This window comes from Fulvivirga lutimaris (assembly GCF_009711525.1).
GTDB lineage: Bacteria > Bacteroidota > Bacteroidia > Cytophagales > Cyclobacteriaceae > Fulvivirga > Fulvivirga lutimaris.
The window spans coordinates 25,475-34,019 of record NZ_SMLV01000429.1; the positions used below are offsets into that span (position 1 = coordinate 25,475).

The following is an 8,545-nucleotide window of genomic DNA, read 5'->3' on the forward strand; positions in this document are numbered from 1 at the left end:
CAGGTTTTAAATTAACCATAGGCAACAAAACCTATAGTACTGAAAATGGCCTGAGCCCTGTATGGGAAACCTCTGGGGTTTGGGATTTTCAAAATGACAACCCTAATCTGGTTTTAAGAGATGGCGACACCTCCATCTCCTTAAGTCTGTCTGATGGCAACTTAACCATGACCTTCATGGCTGACGGTGCATCTACTGGAGGCAGAACAGCATCAGTATCTGGTGAGTATCAATTCCATTTGGTTGGCGAGTAATTAATAGATGTGTGTGTATGTCAGTCCCTGCCCCGCATTGGGGTGGGGCTGACTATTCACTTTAGTAACTATTAAGCCTAATTACTCAGGCAAATCCAAAGCTGGGTTTTGATCAAAATAATCAAATGGTCTTATCTCAAATGAATGCCATAATACCGGCATCACCGGCCAGTCCTCTGCCCGTACCATGTGGTGCATGCCTATGGTATACCAAAGCACAATATCTTTCTTATCTATTGCTCTATTAGCACTTGTCCAGGCCGGCAAGCCCATACCCGGTGTACTTAACGTTGGGTGATCCCCAGCAGCAAACAACTCCCTCGAATTGTAAGGCGTTACCCATAAATGATGATTGATAAAGCCCACTCGAAGTCTTGGGTAATCATCTTCTGACAATAACGTGTTAGCCGTTTTTCCAGGCATCAGCTGGTAGCTGGTAGGGTATCCTACTTTATTCTTTCTTGTGGTGCTCAACACGCGCCAAAGCGTTGGCTTATTAAGATCGATAGTAAGTTTCGCATCGGTTTCTCGCTCTGCAATTTTGGGATTGTTAACCCATATACTTCTTCTAGGATGTCCCTCAGGCAGCATCTTTCTTTGCAGTCTGCTCAACTCTAGTTGATTCACAGGACCATCAACATCCAAATCAATTCTATAACTGAAATAGTGATCATGGTTAACGGCCACAATATTCGGGTCCACAAAACGGCCGAACTTATCACCAGGATCAGAAGATGATTCGCTAGCATCCTTTTGCTTTACAACCTTGGCTTCTGCAATTCCTGTTGCACCAACTAAAACCTTAATAGAACCATCTTGCTGAAATATCCAATCAAAAATATAATCATAATTGCCTAGCACAGCTGCCGCTCTAACTACCAAATCTCTTTTCACCCTACTTTCAGCTCCTGCTCTCCCCTGATGACGCCATGAAGGATCGCCAGGCTCGCGCTCAAAGATGGCTACCAGGTTTATTATTGGGGAAGGTCTTCCTTCATCATTAGAAAAAATACCATCCATATAGTAAGCATAATCAGGCGCATCCTGACCAGGGAATAAAGGTTTTACCAAACCACCTGCCGTATACTCTCCCGCATCAATAAAGTTTCTCGCCATCCAGCCAAAACTTTCATCCATGTAGGGTACAAAAATCTCAGACAGATTACCTTGGTACATCACCGGGCGTACCTGATCTCCATCCTGATAAGTGACAGTAGAAATAATCAAACCCACACGATGATCAGGCTTAACATGAAATCTCCATTTCTGCCATTCAATCACATACCCATCCATAGTAAAACCGGGGCCGTTTGGCTGCGAAACCATAAACGGACCAGGGACCTTGCGTAAACTTGAGGCAGGTAAGTTGTCATAATCGGCATTAACTGTAGCCATTGGCACCGCTCCTTCATCAACTACGGTAAGTACTTCACCAGTATTTAAATCCACCAATGCGTCAAGTCCTTCAATGCCTCTCACCCAATTATTCTTAACATACCTTTGATCAGTACAAGAGCAAATCCCCACTCGTTTACCCTTATATTGCTCTTCGCCAAAATTGGCTCTGGGCCCTATAAAACAATCCAGAAAAGAAAAATCATCATAGCCTCTGGCTTTCAAGCCTTTAACAAAATCAGGATGTTTCAACACTTTCTTCACCATAGATTTAAACTCGCAACCAAGCCATGTTGCCTGGATACCTTGTAATTCGGCAAAGGCTAATTCCTTTTCATTGGTAAGATCTACCTCTGCTCTATAGAATTTTCCATTATGATGTACTGTGGCATAGGCCTGTCTTGGTAGCTTCTCCCCTGATTTCCAGTTCCAAACTTTGTATTTATCGGGTTCTATCAGGTTAATCATCGAAAAGCCTGTAGAGTCATTTAAATGACCAGCTTTTCTTAATACTTCCAAAACAGTCCAATACTCCTTATAGGTCAAAGGGTCAAGAGGGTGAGGTTGTTGTGCATTGACATTAGTAAAAATGGCCATTAGCAGCAACAATACTGTGGCTTTAACAAAGTTCTTCATGATGTTTAGGTAAGGTTATAGAATCATACAAGGTACATAAATTAATTTATGATTCTTACTGTTATTTTCACAGCAACAAGCATTTGGAAAACAACGACTTATCTATAAAAATAGAACGGTTTCAGCACATTGTCCAACACCACTCAACAGACCAAAATACCACTCTCCATTTAAATCCCAGAATGTAGTAACATGACCAATGATCTTTCGTCTACAACCCATAACCTAAACTTTAAAGCATGAAAAGATTACAAAAAATCGGAGGTATTGCTGCCATTTCTGAAGCTGCCATTTACATATTTGGATTCATCACTTTTGGCGCAATAATCAACCAACCCGCTACAGGCGCGGCACCCTCAGAAGTAATAAATCACCTAACACAAAATAATCTACTTCTTACAGTCAGCAACCTTGTTCTTTATGTATTATTTGGGGTTTTATTAGCTCCATTAGTACTTTCCATTTATAGCAGAACAAAGACAGAATATACCACCAGCAGGTTAGCGGCTGTTTTCGGTTTTACCTGGGTGACCATTATCATAGCCAGTGGTATGATTTCCAATATTGGGTTAAGCACTGTAATCACAACAGGTGCTTTAAATCCAGAGCAAGGTGTTGCACTATGGAAAATGGTCAATATCATAGTTGAGGGACTTGGTGGTGGCAATGAAATTGTAGGTGCCTTATGGGTTATTCTCTTAAGTATAGCAGGACTAAAGTCTCGCACTTTGCCCAAATCATTAGTTTATTATGGAATACTTGTTGGAACATTTGGAATGTTAACGATCTTCCCGACAGATATTTTTGCTGCATTATTTGGCCTAACACAAATCGTATGGTTTGCATGGATCGGCATAATCTTGGTAAAAACTAAAGATTAACCAGGCAAATATTCCTTTATTACCACTGACGGATTCTCACTAGGCATTTATGAAGGTAACTGGTATATTTAAGTAACTATCATTATTAAAACTATCCTAATATGAAGCCTACGAAGAAACCTGAGATCAGTCAAGAAGTCTACAACCTTTATGATGCCTACGCGCATAATAAAATGAACAAAAGGGAGTTCGTCAAAAAGCTTTCAACCTATGCCGTGGGTGGACTCACAGTCAGTTCATTGTTGAGCTTTGTAATGCCTAATTATAAAGACACCATTCAGATACAGGAAGATGATCCAAAATTAAAAACTGAGTTTATCAATTATGATTCTCCAAAAGGTGGTGGTTCTATCAAAGCGCAGCTGTCAAGACCTGCAGATGCCTCAGGGAAATTACCTGGTATTGTGGTGGTTCATGAAAACAGAGGGCTAAATCCATACATTGCTGACGTTGGAAGGCGCGCGGCTTTGGCTGGCTTTATCTCTATTGCGCCAGATGCTCTTACTCCACTAGGCGGCTATCCGGGCAACGATGATGACGGTAGGGAGATGCAGCGCAAGCGGGATAGAAATGAGATGTTGGAAGATTTTATTGCTGCCTTCGAATACCTTAAAAACCATCCTCAATGTACGGGCAATATTGGAGTTGTGGGATTCTGTTTCGGTGGTTGGATATCCAACATGATGGCTGTAAAAGTTCCTGAACTAAAGGCTGCTGTACCCTATTATGGAAGTCAGCCATCGGCTGAAGATGTGCCTAAGATCAATGCGCCATTACAGCTTCACTATGGTGGACTAGATGAACGTGTGAATGCGGGCTGGCCAGCTTATGAAGAAGCGCTAAAGGCCAATGATAAAGAATATGAGGCTTATGTTTATGAAGGTGCCAATCATGGATTCCATAATGACTCCACGGGTAGATATGACCCTGAAAAAGCTAAACTGGCGTGGTCAAGAACCATAGACTTCTTTAAGAAGCATTTGAGTTAAAGTAATTTTAAGACTTTGATAGATTCAGATGTATTTCATAAATTGTTTGTTCAGAACTTATATAATTTTGATTAAACAAGTCAAAAAATGAAGTATTTAATCTACACCAGCACCAGAAAATGCTCTCGTGATGAATTAAGAGATATTTATGAAACTTCAAGAGATTTTAACGCCAAAAAGAATATAACGGGAATATTACTCTATTCTGATAAGAAGTTTATTCAGTACCTGGAAGGTGAAGAACTAGACCTTTATCACTTATTTTTTGACAAAATATCAAAAGATGACAGGCATAAGCGTGTCCAACTAATGTCATTTGAAGATCATCATAAGAGATACTTCCCTGATTGGTCTATGGGCGAAAAGACTGTAACTGATGGTCAAATTGCTATGTTTGATACTTTTAAAGAAAAGAAAAAGAAGAAATTAAAGGACATGGTTGGAATTGATTTAGAGACACAGATGTTAATGGATATATGGAGGGATTAAGACTTTATGCCTGACAAGAGAATTCTTGTAGTGGAAGACAATGCCATAATAGCATTCAGCTACATTGCTTTTCTTCAAGCTGAGGGTTTCGAACAAATAAAACACATATCAAAAGGGGCAATGGTATATGATGCTGTCGTAGAATTTAACCCTGATTTCATCATGATGAATTTCATTCTCGCTGATGATATAAATGGAATTGATGCTGCTAAAACTATTAGAAAGTCATTTCAAACTCCAATTATATTCATTTCTGGCTCTAATGATTTAGATGTTAAAATTTCGAATTCATACTTTTTCAATAAACCGCTGGATTTTACTGCTTTATCAAAAACTATTAAAGAAATACTAGCACTGGATAAATAGAATTACTTTTTCACCAACCACAAGTCAATTAAAAAGGCCCAAGCATCTGTTTGGGCCTTTTTAACTTCTCAATATTTCAAAATCTAATTAAGGAACCTTAACTGCCCCAACACCTGCTTCCCAAAGCTTTTTATTGTAAGCCGGGATGTCTGTTTCCATTAATTCTTTTGCTCTCTTATCTAAAGCTTCCCATTCTGTCATCAGCTCTGTAAACCTTGCTTTGTTTGGCTCATTAACTCTTGGAAGCGCACTATTAGTCTGGTTAATTAAGAAAATAAGTTCTGCTGTAAATTTATTGGGGTAGTTCTCAACATCATCATACGCCTTTGACTTGCGCTGAATCATGTCCTCATCCCAGGCCTTCAACTTTTTAAGTAATTCCTCACCCTCGGTTTTTAAATCCTTGGCATCTTCAGGTAGCAATGCCATAGCATCATTTAACTGCTCCTGAACCTTGATTAACGCATTTACCTTATTGTGCATATCGTTAAAAGCAGCCTCAGTCTTTTTCATAAAGGCATCATATTCTGCATACTCAGCAGGAGTAGTAGTATATAAAGGGTTAGGTAATATCTTGGCCGATGTTTCCATCTTCTTATCCCCTACCATAATAGATAACTTATAATCACCAGGAACAGCTTTATGACCCCTAAAGCTTCCTTCAATATAAGCTGTTGGCGCTCCTACCATAGTTGGGTAGCGCATATCCCAAACAATTCTATTCAAACCTAGATTTTTTGATAATGTTGGGTTGGCTGAAGGGCCTCCATCATAAGATTTAAAGTCCTTATCTTTCTTAGAAGAATAGGTTCTTACCACATTACCTTGTGCATCAGAAATCTGCAATTTAACCTCCGCATCATCGTCCAGCTTAGGCAGGTTATAATAAATAACCACCCCGTTTGCTGGGTTTACGCCTTCAAAGGCATTTGATCCTGTAAAGCTCTCAGAGTTGCCATTCAAAGGGCTACCCCAATTACCTATCACTGCATCTTCAGGTTGGTACAGAACAAGCTCTGAGCTTGGCTTATGCTGTCTGATCAGGCCCATATCATCCAAAATCCAAAATGAACGACCCATTGTAGCAACAATCAGATCATCTTTATGCACTCTAAGGTCAGTAATAGGAACGACCGGTAAGTTCAACTGAAATGGCTTCCATGAATTGCCTCCATCTCTGGAGATGTACATCCCGAGCTCAGTACCAGCAAACAACAAATCCTTAACCTTATCATCTTCGCGTACTACTCTGGTAAAAGCTCCGTAAGGAATGCCCGAGCTGATGTTGGTCCAGGACTTACCATAATTGGTTGACTTATAAATGGCAGGTGTCTTATCATTAAACTTATATCTTGTTGCGGCTATATAAACCGTAGCAGGATCATGAGGTGAAACTTCAATGGCATTAACCAAACATTCGGTCAAGCCTTTTGGAGTAATATTAGTCCATGTAGCACCATTGTCTTTGGTAATATGAACCAATCCATCATTACTACCCGTATAGATTACGCCTTTTTCACTAGGAGATTCAAGTACATAGCTCAAAACACCATAATTTTCCGCTCCTACAGCCTCCACAGTGTATGGGCCTCCACCTTTTATCTGCTTAGCCTTTTCACTTCTGGTTAAGTCTGGAGAAACCTCTTCCCAGGATTTGCCCATATCTCTAGTTCTTAAAAGCACCTGAGCACCATGATAAAAAGTACCAGGCTCATGTTTTGACCATATGATTGGTGCATTCCAATCAAAACGGTATTTCATATCACTGGCTGCTCTTGAAAGGTATTGAATAGGCGCAGCCATGATATTGGTAGTAGCACCTGACTGTGTATCAAAAACTTCAATGGTTCCCAAGTAGCTGCCACCCATTACAAACCTTGGGTTATCAGGATCAAAAGCTAAAAAGGCACTTTCACCACCTGCAGACGCACTCCAATGTCTGGTATTAATACTCCAGTCATCGTGAGCAAGGCTGGCTATTTTCACCGTAGAGTTATCCTGCTGACCAGCGTAAATATTATAAGGAAAAAGATTATCTACATTAATCCTGTAAAACTGGGCTGTCGGCATATTGTCTTCAGAAGACCAGTATTTACCATAATTATAAGAAATGGCTACACCACCATCATTTACAATGGCCATATTTTTATTATTATTTGGGTTAATCCATAAATCATGATAATCGCCATGTGTTCCGCTAAGCGATTCCCAGGTTTTACCACCATCTATTGACCTCAAAGCAGGGGCACTCATCACATATACTGTTTCCTCATCTTGTGGATCAACAAACACCTCAATGTAGTACCACGCACGTTGAATCAATTCATGATTATCGCTAATTCTTGACCAGCTTTCACCCGCATTGTTAGATACAAAAAGTCCGCCTAGTTCTTTATCAGAATCACTTTCTATTAGCGCATAAACCTTATTGGAATTAGAACGGGCAACAGCTATGGCCATTTTACCTTTCTCTTCTGGTAAACCTTTATGTATCTTATTCCATGTTACACCACCATCAGTAGATTTATAAAGTCCACTTCCCGGGCCTCCACTTATTACCTTCCATGGTAGCCTTTGATGCTCCCACATGGCAGCATATAAAACCATCGGGTTGTTATAGTCCATAGAGAGCTCTGCACACCCGGTCATGTCATTAACATAAAGCACTTTAGTCCAGGATTTTCCGCCATCTGTAGATTTATATATACCTCTTTCAGTGTTATTACCATGCAAAGCACCCTGAGCAGCCACAAAAACGATATCAGGATTTTTAGGGTTTATCACAACTCTGGAAATATGCTGGGTCTTCTCAAGACCTAGATGTGTCCATGTTTTTCCTGCATCGGTAGACTTATAAACACCATCACCATAGGATGTCATTACTCCACGGGGAGCATGTTCACCCATCCCTACATAAACAACATTAGGATCACTTTCAGAAACTGCAATTGCTCCTACTGAGCCAGTTTTAAAGTAGCCATCCGAAATATTGAACCAGCGTTGACCACCATTGTCGGTTTTCCAAACACCACCACCGGTAGTTCCCATATAATAAGTCATTGGGTCACCTACAACACCAGCACCTGCTACTGCTCTTCCTCCACGAAAGGGACCTATGTTTCTGTATTTTACTGGTTTTAATAATTCGTCATAATCCTGACCGAAGGTGAATACACTAATGGTCATTAATAATAATGATAGGGCTAATTTCTTCATGATTGGTTTAAGTTCTGATTAAGAAATATGATTCACCAATTAAGCAATGTTTTCTCAGATTCACTATCCGCTCATCAAAAAATTAAGGCCATGAAGATAGATACTAGAAAATTATTCACTAACGCTGATATCAGAGTGCACGTTAAATCGGTAAGTGCCATTTCAAAAGGCGTAAATACCTTGCTGGCAACGCCCCTGTAAGGCGCGTTTGTTTACTTGTTTTACAGGGCATAAAACTAGCACGATTTGGGTTTAGAACCTAGTTCCACATAATGCAGCTTGAAACACCCCGTCATTACAAGTAGTCCACAAGTTAAGA

Annotated in this window: 7 protein-coding genes; 5 read left to right on the forward strand and 2 right to left on the reverse strand. The window is 40.1% G+C overall.

The window, feature by feature from the left end:
• The coding region (locus E1140_RS21695) for a hypothetical protein (protein WP_221412727.1) at positions 1-254 on the forward strand (254 nt) is incomplete at its 5' end.
• 81 nt (positions 255-335) lie between these two features.
• On the opposite strand, the gene E1140_RS18760 is transcribed toward E1140_RS21695, so the two are convergent.
• On the reverse strand, positions 336-2,285 hold the full coding sequence (locus tag E1140_RS18760; protein ID WP_155187732.1) for a copper amine oxidase: 1,950 nt from the start codon (positions 2,283-2,285) through the stop codon (positions 336-338).
• 239 nt (positions 2,286-2,524) lie between these two features.
• On the opposite strand from E1140_RS18760, the gene E1140_RS18765 reads away from it, so the two are divergent.
• The 4 genes from E1140_RS18765 to E1140_RS18780 all read left to right on the forward strand — a co-directional run bounded on the left by E1140_RS18765 (position 2,525) and on the right by E1140_RS18780 (position 5,010).
• Positions 2,525-3,166 carry a hypothetical protein gene (locus E1140_RS18765; RefSeq protein WP_155187734.1) on the forward strand — a complete coding sequence of 214 codons (642 nt, stop codon included), beginning with the start codon at positions 2,525-2,527 and terminating at the stop codon, positions 3,164-3,166.
• Positions 3,167-3,267: 101 nt separating this feature from the next.
• On the forward strand, positions 3,268-4,155 hold the full coding sequence (locus E1140_RS18770) for a dienelactone hydrolase family protein (protein ID WP_155187736.1): 888 nt from the start codon (positions 3,268-3,270) through the stop codon (positions 4,153-4,155).
• An 87-nt stretch (positions 4,156-4,242) separates the two neighbouring features.
• Positions 4,243-4,644 (forward strand): BLUF domain-containing protein, encoded by a 402-nt coding sequence (locus E1140_RS18775; protein WP_155187738.1) that lies wholly within the window; start codon positions 4,243-4,245, stop codon positions 4,642-4,644.
• A 6-nt stretch (positions 4,645-4,650) separates the two neighbouring features.
• Positions 4,651-5,010 carry a response regulator gene (locus E1140_RS18780; RefSeq protein ID WP_155187740.1) on the forward strand — a complete coding sequence of 120 codons (360 nt, stop codon included), beginning with the start codon at positions 4,651-4,653 and terminating at the stop codon, positions 5,008-5,010.
• A gap of 87 nt (positions 5,011-5,097) precedes the next feature.
• Here E1140_RS18780 and E1140_RS18785 read toward each other — a convergent pair whose 3' ends face one another.
• Positions 5,098-8,226 carry a WD40/YVTN/BNR-like repeat-containing protein gene (locus E1140_RS18785; RefSeq protein ID WP_155187742.1) on the reverse strand — a complete coding sequence of 1,043 codons (3,129 nt, stop codon included), beginning with the start codon at positions 8,224-8,226 and terminating at the stop codon, positions 5,098-5,100.
• Positions 8,227-8,545: the final 319 nt, after the last annotated feature.

Excerpts from the sequence above, each read along its gene's own strand:
- E1140_RS18760 (WP_155187732.1), bottom strand. The coding sequence starts at position 2,285 with ATGAAGAACTTTGTTAAAGCCACAGTATTGTTGCTGCTAATGGCCATT.
- E1140_RS18765 (WP_155187734.1), top strand. The coding sequence starts at position 2,525 with ATGAAAAGATTACAAAAAATCGGAGGTATTGCTGCCATTTCTGAAGCT.
- E1140_RS18770 (WP_155187736.1), top strand. The coding sequence starts at position 3,268 with ATGAAGCCTACGAAGAAACCTGAGATCAGTCAAGAAGTCTACAACCTT.
- E1140_RS18775 (WP_155187738.1), top strand. The coding sequence starts at position 4,243 with ATGAAGTATTTAATCTACACCAGCACCAGAAAATGCTCTCGTGATGAA.
- E1140_RS18780 (WP_155187740.1), top strand. The coding sequence starts at position 4,651 with ATGCCTGACAAGAGAATTCTTGTAGTGGAAGACAATGCCATAATAGCA.
- E1140_RS18785 (WP_155187742.1), bottom strand. The coding sequence starts at position 8,226 with ATGAAGAAATTAGCCCTATCATTATTATTAATGACCATTAGTGTATTC.